Here is a 22,367-nt window from a genome sequence, read left to right on the forward strand (position 1 = left end):
AAGGAATAATCCTGGCGGCGATAGAGCGGTGGTCCCACCTGACCCCATACCGAACTCAGAAGTGAAACGCCGATGCGCCGATGGTAGTGTGGGGCTTCCCCATGTGAGAGTAGGACACCGCCAGGTACTGAATGTAGAACCCCGAGCTGAATGGCTTGGGGTTTTTGTTTTTAGATTGGATTTTAATAAACTAAAAGTGCGGTAGAAAGTTAGGCTGTTTTTACGTAGAGAATATATAAAAAGGAGTTTATCCCAAATATCTGAGGATAGACTCCTTTAATCTTTTAAGAAAATAGCTTATTCCAAAAAGAACAGACCAACTCTCTTTCTTCTGCAAACGCCGAATCATCAACAATGACAGGATTTCCTAATAAGTTCAGGTGATGAATTTTATTACGTAGTGTCACGTAGCAGGATTTGAGCTTTTCACATTCTGTTAGAGAAATAATGTGATATTCTGCCATTGAATCAAAGATACGAACGTTATCAGACCATTTGGTCAATATTGGATTAGCTGGGGCATTCGCAAGCATCAGATACTGGGCGATAAATTCAATATCGGTAATGCCGCCACGATCGGTTTTGATATTAAAAAAGCCGTCTTTTGTATGAGATAAATGTTCGTACATTTTTTCGCGCATTTCTCTTACTTCGATTTTTAGCTGATTAATATCTCTTTGAGCGGAAAGTACATTACAGCGAATTTTTTCAAATTTTGCTTTTAATTCAGTTTCACCAAAAATGGCACGACTGCGGACAAGCGCTTGCTTTTCCCAAGTCCATGCTTCATTGAGTTGATAGTTTTCAAATGCTTGAAGCGAACAGCCTAATAAGCCTGCATCGCCTGAAGGACGCAATCGCATATCAACATCGTAAAGTACGCCTGCACTGGTATTCATGCTAAAAATGCTAACAATTTTTTGAGCCAGTCTTAAATAGAATTGATTGCTATCAATGGATTTTTTCCCACCAATGGTTTGGCCTTCAACAGCTTGGTATAAAAAGACTAAATCCAAATCAGATTTATAACCGAGTTCAATTCCGCCTAATTTCCCGTAGCCAATAACTAAAAAGCCTTTTTCAGTTTTATCTACAAGGTGTTCGGGGACTCCAAATCGTTGACTGACTTGTTGCCAAGCAAAATTGATAACGGCATCAATGATTGATTCAGCCAGATAAGTGAGATGATCGCTTACTTTCATAACAGGCAATACACCGAGAATATCAGCGGCTGCAACACGTAATAAAATAGACTGTTTGAATTGGCGTAAACCGTCAATAAATTGCTCTTCATCGTCTTGCGGTAATCGCAGCATATATTGCTTCAATTCGTCAGGATATTGGGTGAACGGTAATGGATTACGTAGCGCTTCAGTATTTAATAATTCATCGAGTAGAATAGGGTGACGAGCCACTTGTTCAGCGATCAACTGGGATTGCGCACATAGTTCAATGAGCTGCTCAATTGCTTGGGGATTTTCTAAGAGTAATTCTAAATATGTCGTTCTACTCGCAATTTTATCGACAATATTGAGGATGCGTGGCAATAAAGTGCGGTAATTTTTTTGTTTAAATATTTGGGTGAAGATATTTGGCAATAAGTGAGCTAAAACTTCTCGACCTCGAGAGCCAATAACCCGGCGCGCAAGCCCCTCTTTGAATTGAATAAGTTTATCTAAGATATCGGAAATCGCGTCCTCATCAATATGGTTATCGACCAGCATTTGTTCAATATCATCGAGATCACCTTCTAAAAAATCAATCCACTGATTATTGTCATCGTTAGGTTCATCTTTTTCTTCACCAATTAATGCATCAAAAACTGACCGCACTTTTTGTTGGTGTGCCTGTAATGTTTGATAGAAATCATCCCAGTTTTCAATTGGATAAGATTTTATCGTAGCCTGATTGTTCTCATCTAAATAAGTGTATTCTCGACAAGCAACCATTAATCTAAGGCGATTTTCTTCATCTGTTGGAAGTAGTTGCGTTTGTTGGTCATCAATGGCTTGTAGCACGTTTTCAGTACGTCGTAGAAAGATATAAGCTTCTCTTAATTCATGATATTGCTGAGGCGTAATTAAACCAAGATCTCGTATTTCAGGGAGAAGTTTAAGCAATTCATGTTGTTGGAGCTTAATCTCACGTCCACCGCGAATTAGCTGAAAAACTTGCACAATAAATTCGATTTCTCGAATCCCGCCTGCCCCTAGTTTAATATTGTCTTTTAAGCCACGACGACGCACTTCACGCTCAATTTTACCTTTCATTTCACGTAAAGCTTGAATCACACTAAAATCAATATAACGGCGATAAACAAAGGGGCGAAGTAATTGTTGTAAGGTTTTTGCATTGGGATCTTGCTCATCTGCGCCTAAAATACGCCCTTTGATCATGGCATAGCGTTCCCAATCTCGCCCTTGATCTTGGTAATATTGTTCCATTGCAGAAAAACTTAAGGCAAGTGCACCACTGTTACCAAAAGGGCGAAGGCGCATATCCGTACGATAGACAAAACCATCTGGCGTAAATTGATCCAACGCATTAATTAGACGTTGTCCTAAACGGGTAAAAAATTTGGCGTTATCAACGGCTCGTTTTGCTCCAACGGTTTCGCCTTGTGAAGGATAGGTAAAAATTAAATCAATATCAGAGGAGAAATTTAGTTCAAAACCACCTAATTTTCCCATACCAAGAATATAGAGTTGCTGAGGATTGCCATTTTTATCACAAGGTGTGCCCATTTCTTCGCAAGCTTGTTTGTACAGCCAATCTCTCGCACCAATGATAAGACTTTCAGCAAGTTGAGAAAGACGAATAAAAATTTCTTCTACGGTGGCAAGATTCAAACTTTGACAGAAACTAAGTTTTGCCATTTCTTGATTACGAAAATTTCGTAGCGTTTTGTAAAGCTGTTCTTCGTTTTGGATAGTGGAGAGTTGGTCAGCTAAACGGCTAGCATAATGTTGACAATCTGAAAATTGAGGAGGTGTTTGCCACCATTGGGCTAAAAAGTGCGGGTGTTTTTTTAAGACTTTTTCTACGAAATCAGACAGACTGATAGCATAGTTTATTTGTCCGATTGGTGTCGTGAGATCTGTCGAGTCCCGCTCGATTTGTTGGGTTATTTCATCAAGATTCATTTCAGGGAAATGTTGGCAAAGCACTTCGCCAAGTTGAATGAGTTTTTCAGTCGAAAGCGGAAGTGAAAGCGCCATAATTTACCCCTTAAAATGTTCGTCAATCTTGCGTAGTACGATTTCTTTGGCCTGTTGCGGTTGTAGACTATCTAGCCAATTTAATGGTGTTTTCCAGCCGCGTAGCCAGGTGATTTGTCGTTTGGCTAATTGTCGAGTTGCACAAATACCGCGGAAGACCATTTCTTCATGATCATAGTCACCACGTAAATATTCCCACATTTGGCGATAGCCTACACAGCGGATAGAAGGCAAATCTGGATGGAGATCTTCTCGTTGGTAGAGTTTTTCCACTTCTTCTTGGAAGCCTAATTCGATCATTTTATGGAAACGTTGTTCAATACGTTGATGTAATACCGCACGATCTTCTGGTGCAATAGCAAATTGTAAAAATTGATAAGGCAATTCTTCGCCTTTTTGTTCGGTTAATTCCGTTAATGATTTACCCGTTAAATAGAATACTTCTAATGCACGATTAATACGCTGTGAATCATTTGGGTTGATACGCTCTGCCGAAATAGGATCAATTTTTTGTAATTCTTGATGAAGTGCTGGCCAGCCAAGTTTTTGTGCTTTTTCTTCAATCTCTAATCGTAACTTTTCATCAGCAGACGGAAGGGGGGAAAGTCCCTCAATCAATGCCTTGTAATACAACATGGTGCCGCCAACCAAAAGTGGAATTTTGCCTTGCGCGGTAATATCGGCCATTTCTCTGATCGCATCGTCACGAAAATTCATCGCAGAATAACTTTCAGCGGGATCTAAAATATCAATTAAGCGGTGAGGGGCAAGGACAAGTTCTTCTTTAGAAGGCTTTGCCGTACCAATATCCATACCTTTATAAATTAATGCAGAATCGACACTGATCACTTCCACAGGCAGGCTTTGACGTAATTGAATAGCAAGATCTGTTTTTCCTGAGGCCGTCGGTCCAATCAGAAAAAGTGCGGTTGGTTTGGAGTCAGTTTTTTGTGTCATATTACAAATCGCTTAAAAAAGGCTGCCAGTTAATCGGTTTCAGTAATGTATTAAATTTTTCTTGATGAGTTTTATTCAGTAAGCGTTCCGTTTCACTTAATAAGCTGACCGCATCCGCTAATACTTGAATTGGTTTCATCTCTAGCGTATGACAAAGTGCGGTCAGGAAATCAGGCATATTTTCTAGATGTTCAGCAAGCAGACCCACCACACATTTTTGTAAATTTTGTGTACGTAAAATAGCGGGTACTTTGTTTAATGTAAGGCGTAGCTGGGCTTCATTTTCAATAAATTCAAAACCACTTTGTTGGAAAAAAGCTTTTTGTTTTTGCCATTGTTCAAATTGTTTTTCATCTAAACGGAAAATAATCGGAATGAGCAATGGTTGTTGTGGAATTTCACCTTGCTGTAAGGTTAATTCATAATTTAAGGTTTGCAATTTAGTTAATGACATCAAATAAAACTGCTGATTTTGTTGTAAAAGCAATGCTTTATTTTCAATTAATGCCAATGCACGTAAATAGCCTGTTTCACTTGTCTGTGGGAGTTGTTCAACGACAGGTGTTGTTGAAACTTGAGAACTTTCCGCAGGGCGTACTAATTCCCCATATAAGCGTTGTTCGGTCTTTGTCGGTTGTTCACGATAACCATATGACGGAACGTAGTCACTACGGTTTGAAAAGTGCGGTCGATTCTCTGATTGTTTTTCACGAGGCTGATGATAATGCGAGGCAAAAATATTTTGCCCAGCCGCCGCACGATTGGGTTTAGGTTCATAGTGGGTTTGATATGAAGCCGAAGGCTCTCTTGCCTCATTCATCGTTGACGCTAAATCCAATTCAGCTTGAGGAATGGCATTGAGCGCATTTGTTACGCCTTGGCAGATAAAATCATGAATTAAACGCGCTTGATGGAAACGTACCTCGTGTTTTGTTGGGTGCACGTTGACATCGACATCATGTGGATTGAGATCGATAAATAGTACAAATGCAGGGTATTGCTCAGTATGCAAATGCTCCGCATAAGCTTGACGAATGGCGTGGGTGATCACTTTATCACGCACCATTCGTCCATTGATATAGCAATAGCTTAAATCATTCTGAGAACGGGTAAATTCAGGTGTCGCCACCCAGCCAGAAAGATGCAGATCATCATGTTTCCAATCAATACGTAAGGCATGTTGAACAAAATCATCGCCACAAATGGTAGCAACGCGTTTTAGTTGTTGTTCTTCATTTGCCGCAGGGCGGTATTGTCGAACAATTTTGCCGTTATGAGTGAGCGTAAAAGCGATATTAAATTTTGCTAAAGCAATTCGGCGAATGACTTCATCAATATGAGCAAATTCTGTTTTATCGGTGCGTAAGAATTTACGACGAGCTGGCGTGTTAAAAAAGAGATTCGCCACTTCAACCGTCGTGCCGACTGGATGAGACGCAGGTTTGATTGTGGTTTCCATTTCTCGCCCTTGCGCATAGACTTGCCACGCTTCATTTTGCTCTGTCGTGCGAGAGGTAAGCGTGAGACGAGAAACCGAGCTGATACTGGCAAGGGCTTCACCGCGGAAACCTAAACTTAAAATGGCTTCGAGATCATCGAGATCGGCAATTTTACTGGTTGCGTGTCTAGCGAGTGCGAGGCTTAATTCCTCTTTAGGAATGCCACTGCCATTATCTCGAATACGAATTAGGTTGGCGCCGCCGTTTTCGATATCGATATGAATTTTATTGGCACCCGCATCAAGGCTGTTTTCCACCAATTCTTTCACTACAGAAGAAGGGCGTTCGACCACTTCACCTGCGGCAATCTGATTAGCCAGCTGTGGAGAAAGAATTTTGATTGCCATAGGATTCCTTATTTTTCTTTAAGTTTGATTTTTTGCCCAGTCACGACTTTGCCATTTTTCAATGTCGGGTTCAGTTTTAAAAGACGATTAACCGGTACATTGTATTCACGAGAGATAGCATAGAGAGTTTGATCAGCTTTTACTGTATGGTAAAGCGGAGTTTCTTTCTTACTATTATCTTTCTTGTCATTCTCTTTTGAAGATGCGTCTTTTTTATCGTTACCTTTTTTCTCAGGTTCTTTTTTACTCTCGGTTTTTTCTTGTTTTTTATCTTTTTTAGAAACGGCTTTTTCAGCTTCAACAATCTTGCTATTTTTTCCTTTGTTGTCGGCTTTGGCTTTATCATCTGCTTTAGGTTTTTCTTCTACCTTTTTGCCTTTGCCGTTATCAGGAATTTTAATGGTTTCATTCAGCCAAAGCTCTTGACGTTTCAGTTTATTTAACTCAATAATTTCACTGACTTTCACATCATATTTGTTCGCCAAGCTACCAATGCTTTGACCTGGTTTCACTTTATGACGTACACCGCTGTCTTTGACATCGGAAGTTTGGTCAGCTTTTTCGGTGTTTTTCTCTTCTTTTTTGATCGGTTCTTCCGCTTTTTTGCCTTTGCCATTATCAGGAATCTTAATGGTTTCATTTAACCAAAGTTCTTTGCGTTTCAGTTTATTTAACTCAATGATTTCGCTGACTTTGACATCATATTTATTTGCTAGGCTACCAATGCTTTCACCTGGTTTCACTTTATGGCGAATACCGCTGTCTTTCACATCAGAAGTGCGGTCAGATTTTTCATTGTTTTTATCGTTTGATTTTGTAGATTTGCTGTCTTGCTCATCACTAGGTGGAACGGCAATTGCTTTTAAATTACCATTACGATAAGCAACCAAACCTTCGTAAATCATATAAGCAATACGACGACGATAAGCAATGGTATTCAGTTTCTGTTCTTCTTCCATATTGGAAAGGAATCCCGTTTCCACCAGAACTGAAGGAATATCGGGTGAACGTAATACGCCAAGGCTTGCATGTTGTGGGGTACTACGGCTTAAGGATGTGACTCGAGCAAAGCGACGTAAAATGCTGTTACCAAGTTCATAGCCTGTACGTTGGCTATGACCAAATTGTAGATCGAGTACGGTTTGATCTAAATATTTGTCATTGTTATTGGAAAGTACTTTACCTGCACCGCCTAAAAGCTCAGAGCGTTTTTCATCGTCTTCTAACCATTGTCCCATTTCATCATTGGCTCGACGATTGGATAGTACCCAAACTGATGCGCCACGTTGGTCTGAATTAAGAGAGGAGTCCGCATGGATAGATACGAGAAAATTTGCTTTATATTTACGTGCAATTTCAGAACGTTCTGGCACAGAAATGTAGTAATCGCTACTGCGTGTTAAAACGCCTTTAAAATTAGGATCTTTATCTAATAAGGCTTTTAATTCTCGCGCGATAGAAAGGGTGACATTCTTTTCATAAATGCCTAAATTTTTTCCGATAGCACCGGGATCTTTACCGCCATGGCCGGGATCAATGGCAATTGTCCATTGTGGCGCGGCAAATACAGTAGTAGAAATTAGAGAAAATATTCCAAAAAGAAACGAAAATTTTGCTTTCATGTAAATCAATTTTATAGTTGTGTCAAAATATGCTCGCCCACTGAGTTTTGAGCAATTAGCGTTATGTTGCGAGCATCGTCGTAATAATCAATATTCACCAATAAATCAGCCTCAGGCAAGATGCCTTCACCCTTTTCTGCCCATTCGATTAAGCAAATACAATTTTGGCTGAAATAATCACGAATGCCCATGAATTCCAATTCTTCAGGATCGGCAAGACGATATAAATCAAAGTGATAAATCATTTTCCCTGCAATGCTATATTCTTCCACTAACGTATAAGTAGGGCTTTTAACATTGCCTTGGTAGCCTAAACCTTGCACCATTCCGCGAGTCAGGGTGGTTTTCCCGGCACCAAGATCGCCATTAAAATAAAGCACAATGGCATTATCTTTCGGTTGTTTTACAAGCACTTCTGCGAGTTTTTTACCAAAACGGAGCATCGTGCCTTCATCAGGAATGTATTGGGTTAATTCGGTCATTATTAGAGTGATTTTTTAGGTTAAAGTTTCTGGGGGATTTTATCGTATTTTGAAGGGAATATGTAGGGAAAATACAATAAAAAATCCGCTGCTTTTCAGCAACGGATTGAGAATTTGGAGCGGGAAACGAGGCTCGAACTCGCGACCCCGACCTTGGCAAGGTCGTGCTCTACCAACTGAGCTATTCCCGCAGGGCATCATGTGAAAATTTGGAGCGGGAAACGAGGCTCGAACTCGCGACCCCGACCTTGGCAAGGTCGTGCTCTACCAACTGAGCTATTCCCGCATTTCACATTGGTGAATGAGGCAACATTATACGAAAAAATTTATTCAACGCAAGTGCAGATTTCGCAAATGATTGAGTTTGCCTAAGTTTTCATCAACCCAGATTAATAAAGTGATCACGGTAGTAAGCTAACTCTTTTATTGACTCTCGAATATCATCAAGGGCTAAATGAGTATTGCCTTTTTTAAACCCGTCTAAAATTTCGGGTTTCCAGCGAGCAGCTAATTCTTTTAACGTGCTGACATCTAGATGACGATAATGGAAATAATCGGCTAAATCAGGCATATATTTATAAAGAAAGCGTTTATCTTGTGCGATGCTGTTGCCACAAATCGGTGAAGCACCTTTCGGTACCCATCGTTTTAAAAAATCTAACGTTTGTAATTCAGCTGCACGTTCGGTGAGTTTGCTCGCTTTGACACGGTCAACTAAGCCATTTGCTGTATGGGTTTTTACGCACCATTCCGACATTTTGTTTAATAATTCATCACTTTGATGCACCGCAATCACAGGTCCTTCCGCTAAAATATTGAGATCTTTATCTGTCACGATGGTTGCGATTTCAATAATTCGTTCTTTTTCAGGATCTAATCCTGTCATTTCTAAATCGATCCAAATCAGATTTTGTTTATCTAATTGCATAATATAAGGTATCCTATGAACATTTTTTAATCCCGTTTATTTTAACGAAAAACATCGGAAAAAACGACCGCACTTTATGAGCAAACGTAAACTAACGCAAAATCAAACTCGTCGAATTCAATCAAATAACGCGAAAGCTTTGCATCGCCACAAGAAAAAAGAAGTGGAATGGCAAGATGATATGCTAGGTGAAAGCCAAGATGGGGTAGTCGTTACGCGTTATTCGGTTCATGCTGATGTGGAAAATACACAAGGCGAAATTTTCCGTTGTAATTTACGTCGTACACTTTCTAGTCTCGTGGTTGGTGACAAAGTGATTTGGCGACAAGGCAATGAGCAACTCCAAGGTGTGAGTGGCGTGATTGAAGCTATTCACCCAAGACAAAATGAAATTGCTCGTCCAGATTATTATGATGGGTTGAAACCCATCGCGGCGAATATCGATCGTATTATTATTGTTTCTGCGGTGGTGCCGGTACTGTCACTCAATATTATCGATCGTTATTTAGTGGTGTGTGAAAATGCGGGGATCGAACCTGTCATTGTGGTAAATAAAGGCGATTTACTGGATGCCGAGCAAGAGCAGGAAGTGGAAAGCCAGTTACAGATCTACCGTGATATTGGTTATCAGACCATCATCATTTCTGCTGAAACCGGAAAAAATATGGAAAAATTGACCGCACTTTTAAGTGATGGAACATCCATTTTTGTGGGGCAGTCAGGGGTAGGCAAATCCAGTTTAATTAACCATATTTTACCAACAGTCAATGCACAAGTAGGCGGTATCAGTGAAACCTCTGGCTTGGGACAACATACCACAACCTCTTCTCGTTTATATCACTTACCACAAGGTGGTAATTTGATTGACTCACCAGGGATTCGTGAGTTTGGGCTATGGCATTTGGAGCCCGATCAAATCACCAAAGGTTATCGTGAGTTTCAATATGTCTTAGGCACGTGCAAATTCCGAGATTGCAAACATTTGAATGATCCAGGCTGCGCATTACGTGAAGCGGTAGACGCAGGTCGGATTTCACTAATACGTTATGAGAATTATCATCGCTTAATTGAGAGTTTAAGTGAGACAAAATCACAACGTCATTTTTCTGTGTAGTGGACAATTTACTGTAAATTAGGTATAAAGTACCCCTAATTTCGTGATGTAGCTCAAGTTTTTTTGTGTTTAGCCTTGATTATTGGGCATTTAATAGAGATACTACAGCAGATTTATAGATTAAATTTTACAATTACTATAGAGGTAACATTATGTTCTCAAAAGATGTGGAAATTACAGCTCCTAATGGTTTACATACCCGTCCAGCGGCGCAATTTGTTAAAGAAGCGAAAGCGTTTGCTTCTGATGTAACAGTGACCTCCGGTGGTAAAAGTGCAAGTGCGAAAAGCCTATTTAAGCTACAAACTTTAGGCTTAACGCAAGGAACTGTAATCACCATCTCGGCGGAAGGTGAAGACGAACAACAAGCCGTTGAACATTTAGTCGCATTAATTCCTACTTTAGAATAATTTACGATTAGCCATAGGATTTCTATTCTATGGCTATTGTTTATCTAACCTTTAATAAATTATCTCGGAAGGTAAAAGTATGATTACAGGTATTCCAGCGTCACCAGGTATCGTTTTTGGTAAAGCCTTAGTATTAAAAGAAGAAAAAATTGTTCTTGATACGCAAAAAATTTCAGAAGATCAAGTTGAGGCAGAAGTTGCCCGTTTTTATGCTGGGCGTGAAGCGGCTGTTGAGCAACTTAATTCTATTCATCAACGTGCATTAAAATCTTTAGGTGAAGAAAAAGCGGCCATCTTTGAAGGCCATTTAATGATCCTTGAAGATGAAGAATTAGAAGAAGAAATTATTGATTATCTTCGTTCACATAAAGTAAATGCGAGTGTCGCTGCAAGTAAAATCATCGATCAACAAGTTGAAATGTTGTCTGAAATTGATGATGAATACTTAAAAGAACGTGCAGGTGATATTCGTGATATCGGTAATCGTTTAATCAAAAATATTTTAGGTATGCACATCGTCGATCTTGGTGATATTGCCGAAGAGTCTATCCTTGTGGCTTATGATTTAACTCCATCAGAAACCGCTCAATTAAACTTAGAAAAAGTATTAGGTTTTATCACTGATATTGGTGGTAGAACCTCTCACACCTCCATTATGGCTCGTTCACTTGAATTGCCAGCCATTGTTGGGACAAATGATGTCACAGCGCGAGTGAATACCGGTGATTATCTTATTTTAGATGCTGTGAACAACCGTGTTTACGTGAATCCGACTCAAGCTGAAATTGACGAATTAAAAACACTAGAAGCAAAACTTGCTGAAGAAAAAGCAGAATTAGCGAAATTAAAAGATTTACCGGCAGTGACCCTTGATGGCCATAAAGTTGAAGTGGTAGCGAATATTGGTACGATTCGCGATTGCGAAGGGGCACATCGTAATGGTGCAGAAGGGGTAGGTTTATACCGTACTGAATTCCTCTTTATGGATCGTGATCAATTACCAAGCGAAGAAGAGCAATTCATTGCTTATAAAGAAGTGGTTGAAGCAATGGAAGGTCGCTTAGTGGTATTACGTACCATGGATATCGGTGGTGATAAAGAGCTCCCATATTTGAATTTACCAAAAGAAATGAACCCATTCCTTGGATGGCGAGCTGTGCGTATTGCCCTTGAACGTCGTGAGATTTTACATGCGCAATTAAGAGCGGTATTACGAGCTTCGGCATTTGGTAAACTTGCGGTGATGTTCCCGATGATTATTTCGGTAGAAGAAATTCGCGAGTTAAAATCTGTGCTTGAAACCTTAAAAGCAGAATTACGTGCAGAAGGTAAGGCTTTTGATGAAAACATCCAAGTGGGGGTCATGGTTGAGACCCCATCTGCCGCAGTGAATGCGAAATTCTTAGCGAAAGAAGTAGATTTCTTTAGTATTGGTACAAACGATTTAACGCAATATACCTTAGCCGTTGACCGTGGTAACGAATTAATTTCTCACTTATACAATCCAATGTCACCTTCAGTACTTGGTTTGATTAAACAAGTGATTGATGCCTCTCATGCTGAAGGTAAATGGACGGGGATGTGTGGTGAGTTAGCTGGTGATGAACGTGCTACCTTATTGTTACTCGGTATGGGCTTAGATGAATTTAGTATGAGTGCCATTTCAGTACCACATATCAAGAAATTAGTGCGTCATGTGAGTTACCAAGAGGCGAAAGCCTTAGCTGATGAAGTATTACAAAAACCAACCGCTGCTGAAATTGAGCAATTAATTCAAGCTTTTTTAGCAGAAAAATCGTTAAACTAGATACAAAAACAGAGTTTTACGTTAAAATACTAGCCATCTTTAATAGATAGGAGATTAAAATGGGCTTATTTGACAAATTATTTGGTTCAAAAGAAAACAAAACAGTGGAAGTCGAAATTTATGCGCCACTTTCTGGTGAGATTGTGAATATCGAAGATGTACCAGATGTTGTTTTCTCTGAAAAAATCGTAGGTGATGGTATCGCGATTCGCCCAACAGGTAACAAAATTGTGGCGCCTGTTGATGGTGTAATTGGTAAAATTTTTGAAACCAACCATGCGTTTTCAATGGAATCAAAAGAGGGTGTTGAATTATTCGTTCACTTCGGTATTGATACCGTTGAATTGAAAGGTGAAGGATTCACTCGCATCGCACAAGAAGGTCAAAGCGTAAAACGCGGCGACACAGTAATCGAATTTGATTTAGCAACATTAGAATCAAAAGCAAAATCAGTTTTAACACCAGTGGTTATCTCTAACATGGATGAAATCTCATCTATCGAGAAAAAATCAGGTGAAGTGATTGCTGGAGAATCGGTTGTTTTAAGTTTAACAAAATAAGATTTATAGACTAAAAGATCCGCTTTAAATAAGCGGATTTTTTTGTCCTTATTCTTTTTTTAAAGAAGGTAAAGATGATTTATCGATTAACTGGCCAAGTACAGCATTATGCATGGGGCGGAAAAAACTATATTGCATCATTGATTGGATTACATTCAGCGAAAGATCAACCTTGTGCTGAGTGGTGGTTAGGTGCTCATCCATCAGCACCTTCTGAAATTGAGAATGTAACAGGTAAGCAATCCCTTATTGAATTTTTATTGCAAAATCCGACCGCACTTGGACAGGCAAGCCGTCAGCAATTTGGTGATGAACTCCCTTATTTGTTAAAGATTTTAGATGTTGAAAAGCCGTTATCGATTCAATTGCACCCGACTAAGGCCCAAGCTGAAAAGGGCTTTGAGGCTGAAAATGCAAAAGGCGTGGCATTAACAGACAGCACTAGGACTTATAAAGATAGAAATCATAAACCAGAAATGATGATTGCCTTATCTAATTTCTGGCTTTTACATGGTTTTAAAACAAAAGCTCAAATCCTTGCTACATTAAATGCACGCCCCTCTTTGCAACCTTTGGCTGAAAAACTTGGCACACAAAATCTTGCTGAATTCTATGCGGATGTGATGTTGGCGGATCAATCAACGCTCGCAAATTGGCTATTACCCATTATTGAAGCTAACCAACAGTCTTATAAAAATGGTGAGTTGGCGCTAGACAACCCCGATTATTGGGTGCTTTATACCATGGAAGCCATGGCAATTTCGCCTGAAAAATTAGATGCTGGCTTGGTGTGTTTTTATCTCTTTAATATCGTACATTTAAAAGAAGGGGAAGGTATTTTCCAAGATGCAGGCATTCCTCATGCTTATCTTCGCGGACAAAACGTGGAGTTAATGGCATGTTCTGATAATGTGATTCGTGGTGGATTAACACCAAAATATGTCGATATTGTCGAATTATTAAAAATTGTGGATTGTCGCGAAGTGATACCACAAATTATCTCAGCCGCGCCTCAAAATCAGTCAGAATTTACTTATAAAACGCCAGTAAACGATTTTGCTTTAGCTCAAATTCGTCTCGAGCCCGAACAGCACACAGAAGTAAATCTTCAAAGTGCGGGTATTTTGTTGGTGATGCAAGGTGAGCTGAAAATACAAGAAAAATCAACCGCACTTACCTTGAAACAAGGTGAGTCAGCATTCATTACAGCGGATTCTAACGTTGAGATAATGAGTGAAAAAGGCGGTTATGCCTTCTTGGCAAAATTGCCATAAAAATTAATGTGATAAGTATCACGATTTGTGAACTTATCGCTAGATTAGTCGAAGATTTTAGGTATAGTGGCGTCATTCAGGCGCCCTTTTTTATGCGTCTAAATTGCATTGGGAGTTTTTATGTTGTTGCCTCGCTATTTTGAAGATCCGCAAATCTTGCACGTGAATACCACACCACATCATGCTTATTTTATTCCTTTTTCTTCAACAGAAAGTGCGGTCAAAAAGACACGAGAATTTTCCTCTTACTTCACCTTACTAAATGGTGAATGGGATTTTGCTTATTTTGAAAGCTATACTCATTTGCCTCAAGATTTCCTTCATTTTTTATTTACAGATAAAATCCCCGTTCCTTCCAATTGGCAAAATCATGGTTACGATAATCATCAATATACTAATGTAAATTATCCTTTCCCTTTTGATCCGCCTTATGTGCCCATTAAAAACCCTTGTGGTTTGTATCACCGCGTTTTTAATGTTGAAATCAATCCAGAAAAACGGTATCTCTTAAATTTTGAAGGGGTAGATAGCTGCTTATTTGTGTATGTGAATCAACAATTTGTGGGCTACAGCCAAATTAGTCATTGCACTAGCGAATTTGATATCACTGATTTTTTACAACAAGGGGAAAATCATTTACATGTTTTAGTGCTGAAATGGTGTGATGGTAGTTATTTGGAAGACCAAGACAAATTCCGAATGTCTGGTATTTTTCGAGATGTTTATCTGTTAGAGCGAGAAAGAAATTACTTACAGGATTTCTTCATTCAAACACAATTTAATCAAGAGCTTACCAAGGCTCAATTACATGTAGCCTGTCAGTTTGTTGAACATGAACAACCCATTTCTTGGCAATTATTTGATCCTCAAGACAAATTAATAACTGAACAAAAGGGAGGGGCCTTTCATGCTGCAATTGAAAATGCACAATTATGGCATGCGGAGAACCCTCGTTTATACACGTTGATTTTGCAATATGGATCAGAAGTGATTTGCCAAAAGGTTGGCTTGCGTCATATCGAAGTGAAGAATGGCGTAATATTATTTAATGGGCAAGCGATTAAGTTTAAAGGTGTTAATCGCCATGATAGCGATCCTAAAACCGGTTATGTCATTAGTCGCGAACAAGTGTTGCAAGATTTACGCTTAATGAAACAGCATAATTTTAATGCTATTCGTACAGCCCATTATCCAAATGCCCCTTGGTTTACCGAATTGTGTGATGAATATGGTTTTTATGTGATTGCAGAAAGTGATATTGAATCACACGGCACGAATGCAGTTTATGCAGAGTCGCCAAAAACAAGTATTTTGTTAGGGGTAAAAACAGAGATTGATCATGAAGCAATTCGTCAAAAAACAATCGACAATTATTGCTATATGGCTCGAAGCCCTGAATTTAATCAAGCCATTTTAGACCGCACTTATGCCAATGTTGAGCGAGATAAAAATCGTCCTTCTGTTGTGATTTGGTCATTGGGAAATGAAAGTGGTTACGGTGAGAACTTTGAGCAAGCTGCCGCTTGGGTGAAACAGCGCGATACAAGTCGCTTAGTGCATTATGAAAATGCGATCTTTCAACATTCAGCCCATCAAAATGACACATCCAATTTAGATTTTCATAGCGAAATGTATACCAGTACGGAAGAATTGGATGCTTATTTTGCCGATGCCCAAAATCAAAAGCCGTATCTCTTTTGCGAATATTTGCATGCGATGGGAAATTCTTGCGGTGACACAGAAGATTATTTCCAAGCTATGGAACAACACGCAGGCGCTTGTGGTGGCTTTGTATGGGAGTGGTGCAATCATTCGCCTTATTTGCCAAACTCAAGCAAGATGGGCTATGGCGGGGATTTTAATGACACACCGAATGACGGTAATTTTTGTGCTGATGGATTAGTAACAGCTGATCGTCAAATTCAAAGCAATTTATTGGAATACAAAAATGTGTATCGCCCACTTCGAGCTGCATTAAAAAATGGTCACATTGAACTCAAAAATTATTTAGATTTTACAGATGCGGCAGAGGCTATTTCGATTCATTATCAAATCACTGAAGATTTTGTTGTTATACAAAAAGGCCAAATAGATGATTTAAACATTGCGCCAAAATCAACCGCACTTTTGCCTTTAACATTGCCGGCAAGTAACGGTTCATTACAAATTTTGACATTGGCTTATCATCAAAAAATAGAAACTAATTTAATTCCCCAAGGGTATAGTTTGGGATTTGATCAGATTATTTTGTCGGAGCAACCTCATTTATTCGCTGATGAGCTCAAATCAAATCTCCAACCGATTTCTGTTTCAGAACATGCCAATTTAATTTCAGTTAAAGTGGCAGATATTGAATACCAGTTTGATCAATATAAAGGCACTATTCATCAAGTTCTCAAAGCGGGCGAGCCTTGGTTGAATCAACCTACTGATTTCAATATTTGGCGAGCACCTTTAGATAATGATAGTTTAATGAAAGCACATTGGCTTGCTGCAGGTTACGATCGTGCGACGAGTCGAGTCTATGATTACCATTTAACCGAGCAGGAAAGTGCGGTTGAAATTACCTTTAAATTAGGATTGGTCGCCGTATCAAAAGCACGAATATTGACATTGAATGTGGTGTATCGTATTGAGCAAAATGGGCTGCTTCAGATTAATATTCATTCTGAAAAACAACCGCACTTGCCATTCTTACCACGCTTTGGTTTGCGTTTCTTCCTTAATCAAGGATTTAACCAAGTGGAGTATGTAGGCTATGGTCCAACGGAAAATTATCTGGATAAACATCACGCCACGGTTTTCGGTCGTTATAAGACAACGCCAGAAAGTAATCATGTACCTTATTTAAAGCCGCAAGAAAATGGCAGTCATTATGGTTGTCATGAAGTGACGGTGGCGCATTCGTCTGATTGCTTTACCGTGCAAAGTCATGCGCCTTTTAGTATGAATGTTTCCCCTTATTCTCAAGAAGAATTGGGCAGTAAAAAGCACCAATATGATTTGGAAAAAAGTGGCAGTACGATCTTGTGTGTGGATTACAAAATGAGCGGGGTAGGCTCCAATTCTTGTGGGCCTAGATTAAAAGAACAGTATCGTTTGGGTGAAACAGAATGGGATTGGTCGATCTCGCTACAAATTAACTAAGATGAAATAAAAAAGTGCGGTTGAAATTAACCGCACTTTTATGTTTTTAGCAAAAATTAAGCAACAACGTTAAATTGTTCTTTCATTAATGCTTCGAAATCAGTGCAACCGCCGATTGGTTTTTCATCGATAAAGATTTGTGGCACAGTTTCCACTTCTTTACCGACAGATTTTGATAAATCTGCTTTAGAAATGCCTTCAGCGATAATATCTACATAGCGATAATCGAAATCCGCCACTTCACCTTTTAATTTTTCAGCAAGGTTTTTTGCACGTACACAATAAGGGCAGCCTGGACGACCAAAAATAACTACGAACATAAAATTTTCCTTTTATTTAAATAAAAACTAGCCCTAATTCTACTCTATTTCCACAAAAGCAGAAATCATTTTTCAGGATTATTGTGATTGGTGTAATATATCAACTCCTCTTTTCCTAAGGATATAGCTGAATGAAATTATTGATGCTTTGCCGTGAGCCTCGCCTTTATAGCTGCCAGCGTTTAAAAGAAGCAGCGGAAAGTTGTGGGCATCAAATGGATATTTTGGATCCTAATCGTTGCATTTTAAAACTCGACAAAAATCAACCGCACTTTTCTTTGTATTATCAACAAAATGCAGAAAGTGAGCTTTATTTATTGCCTGATTATGATGCTGTACTACCACGCTTTGGGACGACAAGCACCCCAATGGGGTGTGCAGTATTGCGACATTTCCAAGGAAAAGGCGTCTATTGCCTTAATAAAGAACAAGCATTTTTAGCCGCACGCGATAAATGGCGTACTTTGCAGATATTATTGGAGCAAGGTATTGCAATACCAAATTCTGTCTTATCGGGCTGTGAAGTGGAGCCGAAACAAGCCATTAAGCAAACAACTGCTCCAATGATTATTAAAACCTTAAAAGGATCACAAGGTATTGGTGTGATTTTAGCTGAACGTCCACAAAGTGCGGTCAGTATTTTAGAAACGTTAAAAGATGCGAATGTCCCTGTCTTGTTACAAGATTTTGTCGAAGAGGCAAAAGGGACTGATATTCGCTGTTTTGTGATCGGTGATAAAGTGGTCGCCACAATGCAGCGTATTGGACAAGATGGCGAGTTTCGTGCAAATTTTCACCGTGGTGGTGCAGCAGAAAAAATTAAACTCACTGAAGAGGAAAAATCTATTGCCATTCGAGCCACTAAAGCCTTAGGGCTTGTTGTAGCTGGTGTTGATTTGATTCGTTCAAAAGAAGGTTTATTGGTGCTTGAAGTAAATGCTAGCCCAGGGTTAGAAATGATTGAGAAAACCAGTGGCATTGATATTGCATTGCAGATGATCTTGTTTTTAGAACAGCAAGTGAAACAATAAAAGAAAAGAGCGAACCATATCATATTCGCCCTTGTTGTTTATCCTTTTGCGTCTTGTTTAAAATCGTAATTTGGTGGTAATTCCGGCGTCGTATTTTCTTCATCAAAAGGCTCGCTTGCGGGTTGATGTTGAAATTCTTTGCTATCGTGAGCCGGTTTTTCTTTACCTAATAATTGCGGTTGTAATTTGATAAAACTACTTTTATCTGAAAGCCACACATCAATAAACGCTTGTGTAAATTTTTGATCGAATTCGTGATCTAACACGGTATCATTTAAAACAAAATAGCCTTTATCCGATAAAGCAACAAAATTTAAGATATCGTTTGGTGAAAAATCAGGGAAGATTTCCTGCATTTTTTTGAGCCATGCCGTAGTGTCATCTTTACTTAAATTTTGTGATTCCATTTCTTTGGTTAAAGCAATGGCGAAGTTTTTTCCTTCTACTGGTTTTTCATATTTAATCGAAAACATTAATGGACGTTCATTGTTTTCATAGGAACCCGTTTCAGAATATAAGCCGACAGTATAAACATGGAATGGCCCCCATGTGTATTCAGCATTGCCGACCGGTTGCCATTGGGCAAAAAGTGCGGTGGAAAATAAGGCTGAAATGGCAGCAATAATAAATTTCAGTTTCATAGTTTTTTTCATGTCAAAAATATTGCCGTGATTATAACAAAAAAGCCCTCTAAAAAAATACAAATAAAAAGGCAGGAATACCTGCCTTTGACATCAAATTATGGGCTGAGTTTATTTTAAGCTACCCACCATATCTTCTGGACGAACCCATTTGTCGAAATCTTCGGCTGAAACTAAGCCTAAGTTAATCGCTTCTTCACGTAGAGTTGTACCATTTTTGTGTGCAGTTTTCGCAATTTTCGCTGCATTTTCGTAACCAATGTGTGTATTAAGTGCGGTTACTAACATCAATGAATTTTCCAATTGTTGTTTAATGCGAGGGTAGTTCGGTTGAATACCGGTTGCGCAGTGTTCATCAAATGATACGCAAGCATCACCCAATAATTGTGCAGATTGTAAGAAGTTCGCCACCATGACAGGGTTAAATACGTTTAATTGGAAGTGACCTTGTGAGCCAACGAATGCGATAGTGGTATCGTTACCGAATACTTGTGCACACACCATGGTTAACGCTTCACATTGAGTTGGGTTCACTTTACCTGGCATGATTGAAGAACCTGGTTCATTTTCAGGAATTAAGATTTCACCGATACCAGAACGCGGGCCTGATGCTAATAAACGAATGTCGTTTGCAATTTTGAATAAGCTCATCGCTAATTGTCTAATTGCACCGTGAGTTTCAACGATTGCATCATGTGCTGCTAGTGCTTCAAATTTGTTTTCCGCAGTCACGAATGGTAAGCCAGTGAATTGCGCGATGTAATCCGCTACTTTCACATCATAGCCTTTTGGTGTATTTAAACCTGTACCCACTGCAGTACCACCAAGTGCTAATTGGCTTAAGTGTGGAAGAGTGTTTCTTAGTGCGCGTAAACCGAAATCTAATTGTGCTGCATAAGCAGAGAATTCTTGACCTAATGTTAATGGGGTTGCATCCATTAAGTGAGTACGACCAATTTTTACCACATCTTTAAATTCTGCAGATTTTTTAGCGAAAGTTTTTTGTAAACGTTCTACGCAAGGAATGGTGTGTTCAACCACTTTTTTGTATGCCGCAATATGCATTGCAGTTGGGAAGGTATCGTTTGAAGATTGTGATTTGTTTACATCATCATTTGGGTGAACGAAAGATTTTTCGCCTAATTTACCACCATGTAAAACGTGAGCACGGTTTGCCACCACCTCGTTCACGTTCATGTTTGATTGTGTACCTGAACCGGTTTGCCAAATGACTAACGGGAATTGGTCGTCTAATTTTCCTGCAAGGATTTCATCACAGGCGGTTGCGATTAAATCACGCTTCTCTGCAGGTAATACACCTAAATCACAGTTTGCGAAAGCAGCGGCTTTTTTCAAATAACCGAACGCTTCAATAATTTCGTGCGGCATAGAAGCTGCCGGACCAATTTTGAAGTTGTTGCGAGAACGTTCGGTTTGTGCTGCCCAGTATTTGTCTGCAGGAACTTGAACTTCGCCCATAGTGTCTTTTTCAATACGAAATGCCATGTGATACTCCTATCATCGAAAATAAAAATAAGTCTTCGAAATTCTAACACCTACGAGTTATGAATGGAATGTAACATAAAGGTTAAAAGTTACTTTTGTGATGTAGATCATAAAAGTGCGGTAAAAAATTTCCGTGTTTTTTCTATTTACTTTAATCACCTTGTAGATGATTTATTTTTTGCTGCTTTTTTGATAAAATCCGCCAGTTTACAAAACGATAAATGGAGAAGTCGCAATCATGGCAAAAAACGCACAATTTTATCTCTTAAATCCAGAAAAGAAGATAACAGTTGAGCAACTTGCCTGTGATCTTGCTGCTCAAGCGTGGCGTTTAGGCAAGCGAGTTTTAATCGCGTGCGAAACAGAAGAGCAAGCATTTTTAATTGATGAAGCATTATGGCAACGGGATCCAAATGAGTTTGTTCCTCATAATCTTTCAGGCGAAGCAACACAATATGCTCCGCCAATTGAGATTAGTTGGAAAGGCAAACGCAATGCCCAACGTCGAGATTTGCTGATCAATTTACAAATGGAAGTGCCGGATTTTAGCCACAGCTTTACGCAATTAATTGATTTTGTACCGGTAGAAGAAACACAAAAAGCCCTAGCGCGTGAACGTTATAAACAACTTAGACAGTTAGGCTGGACGTTGAGCACGGAGCAGGTATAACGATATAAAAAAACACCCCTCTTTGCTAAAGAGGGGGATGGTTACAAAAACACTTAAAAATTGACTGCACTTTATGAACGATATTACCTTTTATCAACGTTTCGAAGCCGATATTCTCGCCGGGCGCAAAACCATCACGATTCGAGATAAATCCGAAAGCCATTTTAAAGCAGGTGATATTTTGCGTGTTGGTCGATTTGAAGATAATCAATATTTCTGCACCATTGAAGTGTTAAGCGTGTCGCCGATTACCCTTGATGAACTGACGGAACAACATGCAACACAGGAGAATATGAGTTTGGCAGAGTTGAAAGAAGTGATTCGGGATATTTATCCCATTGAAGAACTGTTTTATGTAATTAGATTTTGTGTTTTACCATAAGGATTTTCTATGAAAAAAGTTACATTTTATTTTTTATTTTCTTTATTAACAGCTTGTTCCGCATCGAATAATAGTAGTAAGAGTGTAGAACAGCCATATATGATTTCAGATCAAGATGTTTTACAGTACATAGAAGAGGTTAATAATATTGAATACTGTTTGCCTAAGGGGACTAGGATAAATACTCTAAGTGATTTAGAACGAAGAGTGCTTACTGATGCTAGGGGAGATGTTCTTCGTAATATTATTGGACAAAATAACTTAAGCAAGGTATTAAAAAATGAAGTTTCGTATAAATACTTTGAAGAAAGAGAAAATGCATTAAAAACTAAGAAGATTACGGCTTCTAAAGAGGAATGCAAAGAATTGTCAAGGAAGTTTTTAGAAGAAGTTCATAATAGAAAATATGGTCGTTCCTCCTCTCCGAAGGTTGGCATTATTGTATATTAAAT

General features: G+C 39.1%; 19 protein-coding genes, 2 tRNA genes and 1 rRNA gene. 11 read left to right on the forward strand and 11 right to left on the reverse strand.

The genetic code is table 11. The features are described from left to right. The first annotated feature begins 10 nt into the window (after window positions 1-10). Window positions 11-126 (forward strand): 5S ribosomal RNA (gene rrf, locus DPV97_RS02545). Window positions 127-284: 158 nt separating this feature from the next. Here the strand turns inward: rrf and glnE are convergent. The 8 genes from glnE to orn all read right to left on the reverse strand — a co-directional run bounded on the left by glnE (window position 285) and on the right by orn (window position 9,053). Beyond that, entirely contained in the window at window positions 285-3,218 is a 2,934-nt protein-coding gene (gene glnE / locus DPV97_RS02550) for a bifunctional [glutamate--ammonia ligase]-adenylyl-L-tyrosine phosphorylase/[glutamate--ammonia-ligase] adenylyltransferase (RefSeq protein WP_111382860.1), read from the reverse strand. A gap of 3 nt (window positions 3,219-3,221) precedes the next feature. After that, window positions 3,222-4,175, reverse strand: a complete 954-nt coding sequence (gene miaA / locus DPV97_RS02555; RefSeq protein ID WP_111382862.1) for a tRNA (adenosine(37)-N6)-dimethylallyltransferase MiaA — start codon at window positions 4,173-4,175, stop codon at window positions 3,222-3,224. 1 nt (window position 4,176) lies between these two features. Continuing rightward, entirely contained in the window at window positions 4,177-6,021 is a 1,845-nt protein-coding gene (gene mutL / locus DPV97_RS02560; RefSeq protein ID WP_070713521.1) for a DNA mismatch repair endonuclease MutL, read from the reverse strand. Between the two features lie 8 nt (window positions 6,022-6,029). Next, a complete protein-coding gene (locus DPV97_RS02565) occupies window positions 6,030-7,643 on the reverse strand; it encodes an N-acetylmuramoyl-L-alanine amidase (protein WP_049370450.1) in 1,614 nt (537 codons plus the stop codon). 11 nt (window positions 7,644-7,654) lie between these two features. Then, the gene (gene tsaE, locus DPV97_RS02570) at window positions 7,655-8,125 is read right to left on the reverse strand and encodes a tRNA (adenosine(37)-N6)-threonylcarbamoyltransferase complex ATPase subunit type 1 TsaE (RefSeq protein WP_005695630.1); all 471 of its coding nucleotides are present in this window, start codon (window positions 8,123-8,125) and stop codon (window positions 7,655-7,657) included. Between the two features lie 115 nt (window positions 8,126-8,240). Further along, a tRNA-Gly gene (locus DPV97_RS02575) sits at window positions 8,241-8,316 on the reverse strand. Between the two features lie 19 nt (window positions 8,317-8,335). After that, a tRNA-Gly gene (locus DPV97_RS02580) sits at window positions 8,336-8,411 on the reverse strand. Window positions 8,412-8,504: 93 nt separating this feature from the next. Continuing rightward, window positions 8,505-9,053: an oligoribonuclease gene (gene orn, locus DPV97_RS02585; RefSeq protein ID WP_049366140.1), complete on the reverse strand. Its 549-nt coding sequence runs from the start codon at window positions 9,051-9,053 to the stop codon at window positions 8,505-8,507. Between the two features lie 76 nt (window positions 9,054-9,129). Here orn and rsgA point away from each other — a divergent pair, with 76 nt between their 5' ends. From rsgA to DPV97_RS02615, 6 genes are all read left to right on the forward strand, one after another. Continuing rightward, window positions 9,130-10,167 (forward strand): small ribosomal subunit biogenesis GTPase RsgA, encoded by a 1,038-nt coding sequence (gene rsgA, locus DPV97_RS02590; RefSeq protein WP_049370934.1) that lies wholly within the window; start codon window positions 9,130-9,132, stop codon window positions 10,165-10,167. A gap of 152 nt (window positions 10,168-10,319) precedes the next feature. Beyond that, window positions 10,320-10,577 (forward strand): phosphocarrier protein Hpr, encoded by a 258-nt coding sequence (gene ptsH, locus DPV97_RS02595; protein WP_005695633.1) that lies wholly within the window; start codon window positions 10,320-10,322, stop codon window positions 10,575-10,577. Window positions 10,578-10,656: 79 nt separating this feature from the next. Beyond that, window positions 10,657-12,384 carry a phosphoenolpyruvate-protein phosphotransferase PtsI gene (gene ptsI / locus DPV97_RS02600; protein ID WP_070713523.1) on the forward strand — a complete coding sequence of 576 codons (1,728 nt, stop codon included), beginning with the start codon at window positions 10,657-10,659 and terminating at the stop codon, window positions 12,382-12,384. 59 nt (window positions 12,385-12,443) lie between these two features. Continuing rightward, window positions 12,444-12,944 carry a PTS glucose transporter subunit IIA gene (gene crr / locus DPV97_RS02605; protein ID WP_049366136.1) on the forward strand — a complete coding sequence of 167 codons (501 nt, stop codon included), beginning with the start codon at window positions 12,444-12,446 and terminating at the stop codon, window positions 12,942-12,944. Window positions 12,945-13,018: 74 nt separating this feature from the next. Then, window positions 13,019-14,218: a mannose-6-phosphate isomerase, class I gene (gene manA / locus DPV97_RS02610; RefSeq protein ID WP_070713525.1), complete on the forward strand. Its 1,200-nt coding sequence runs from the start codon at window positions 13,019-13,021 to the stop codon at window positions 14,216-14,218. Between the two features lie 120 nt (window positions 14,219-14,338). Continuing rightward, window positions 14,339-17,365 carry a glycoside hydrolase family 2 TIM barrel-domain containing protein gene (locus DPV97_RS02615; protein WP_070713529.1) on the forward strand — a complete coding sequence of 1,009 codons (3,027 nt, stop codon included), beginning with the start codon at window positions 14,339-14,341 and terminating at the stop codon, window positions 17,363-17,365. 56 nt (window positions 17,366-17,421) lie between these two features. On the opposite strand, the gene DPV97_RS02620 is transcribed toward DPV97_RS02615, so the two are convergent. Beyond that, entirely contained in the window at window positions 17,422-17,685 is a 264-nt protein-coding gene (locus DPV97_RS02620; RefSeq protein ID WP_005695639.1) for a GrxA family glutaredoxin, read from the reverse strand. Window positions 17,686-17,816: 131 nt separating this feature from the next. On the opposite strand from DPV97_RS02620, the gene DPV97_RS02625 reads away from it, so the two are divergent. After that, window positions 17,817-18,716, forward strand: a complete 900-nt coding sequence (locus tag DPV97_RS02625; protein WP_070713532.1) for a RimK family alpha-L-glutamate ligase — start codon at window positions 17,817-17,819, stop codon at window positions 18,714-18,716. 38 nt (window positions 18,717-18,754) lie between these two features. Here DPV97_RS02625 and DPV97_RS02630 read toward each other — a convergent pair whose 3' ends face one another. Together DPV97_RS02630 and fumC are read right to left on the reverse strand one after the other, a co-directional pair. Continuing rightward, the gene (locus DPV97_RS02630) at window positions 18,755-19,357 is read right to left on the reverse strand and encodes a chalcone isomerase family protein (RefSeq protein WP_070713894.1); all 603 of its coding nucleotides are present in this window, start codon (window positions 19,355-19,357) and stop codon (window positions 18,755-18,757) included. 111 nt (window positions 19,358-19,468) lie between these two features. Continuing rightward, a complete protein-coding gene (gene fumC, locus DPV97_RS02635) occupies window positions 19,469-20,863 on the reverse strand; it encodes a class II fumarate hydratase (RefSeq protein ID WP_070713535.1) in 1,395 nt (464 codons plus the stop codon). Between the two features lie 238 nt (window positions 20,864-21,101). Between fumC and DPV97_RS02640 the strand changes: the two genes are divergently transcribed. The 3 genes from DPV97_RS02640 to DPV97_RS02650 all read left to right on the forward strand — a co-directional run bounded on the left by DPV97_RS02640 (window position 21,102) and on the right by DPV97_RS02650 (window position 22,365). Then, on the forward strand, window positions 21,102-21,533 hold the full coding sequence (locus DPV97_RS02640; RefSeq protein ID WP_070713538.1) for a DNA polymerase III subunit chi: 432 nt from the start codon (window positions 21,102-21,104) through the stop codon (window positions 21,531-21,533). Window positions 21,534-21,606: 73 nt separating this feature from the next. Further along, entirely contained in the window at window positions 21,607-21,915 is a 309-nt protein-coding gene (gene yqfB, locus DPV97_RS02645; protein WP_070713539.1) for a N(4)-acetylcytidine aminohydrolase, read from the forward strand. A 9-nt stretch (window positions 21,916-21,924) separates the two neighbouring features. Beyond that, the gene (locus DPV97_RS02650) at window positions 21,925-22,365 is read left to right on the forward strand and encodes a DUF5358 family protein (protein WP_070713542.1); all 441 of its coding nucleotides are present in this window, start codon (window positions 21,925-21,927) and stop codon (window positions 22,363-22,365) included. Window positions 22,366-22,367 lie beyond the last annotated feature (2 nt).

The sequence above is a fragment of the Haemophilus parainfluenzae genome (assembly GCF_003253005.1).
GTDB lineage: Bacteria > Pseudomonadota > Gammaproteobacteria > Enterobacterales > Pasteurellaceae > Haemophilus_D > Haemophilus_D parainfluenzae_M.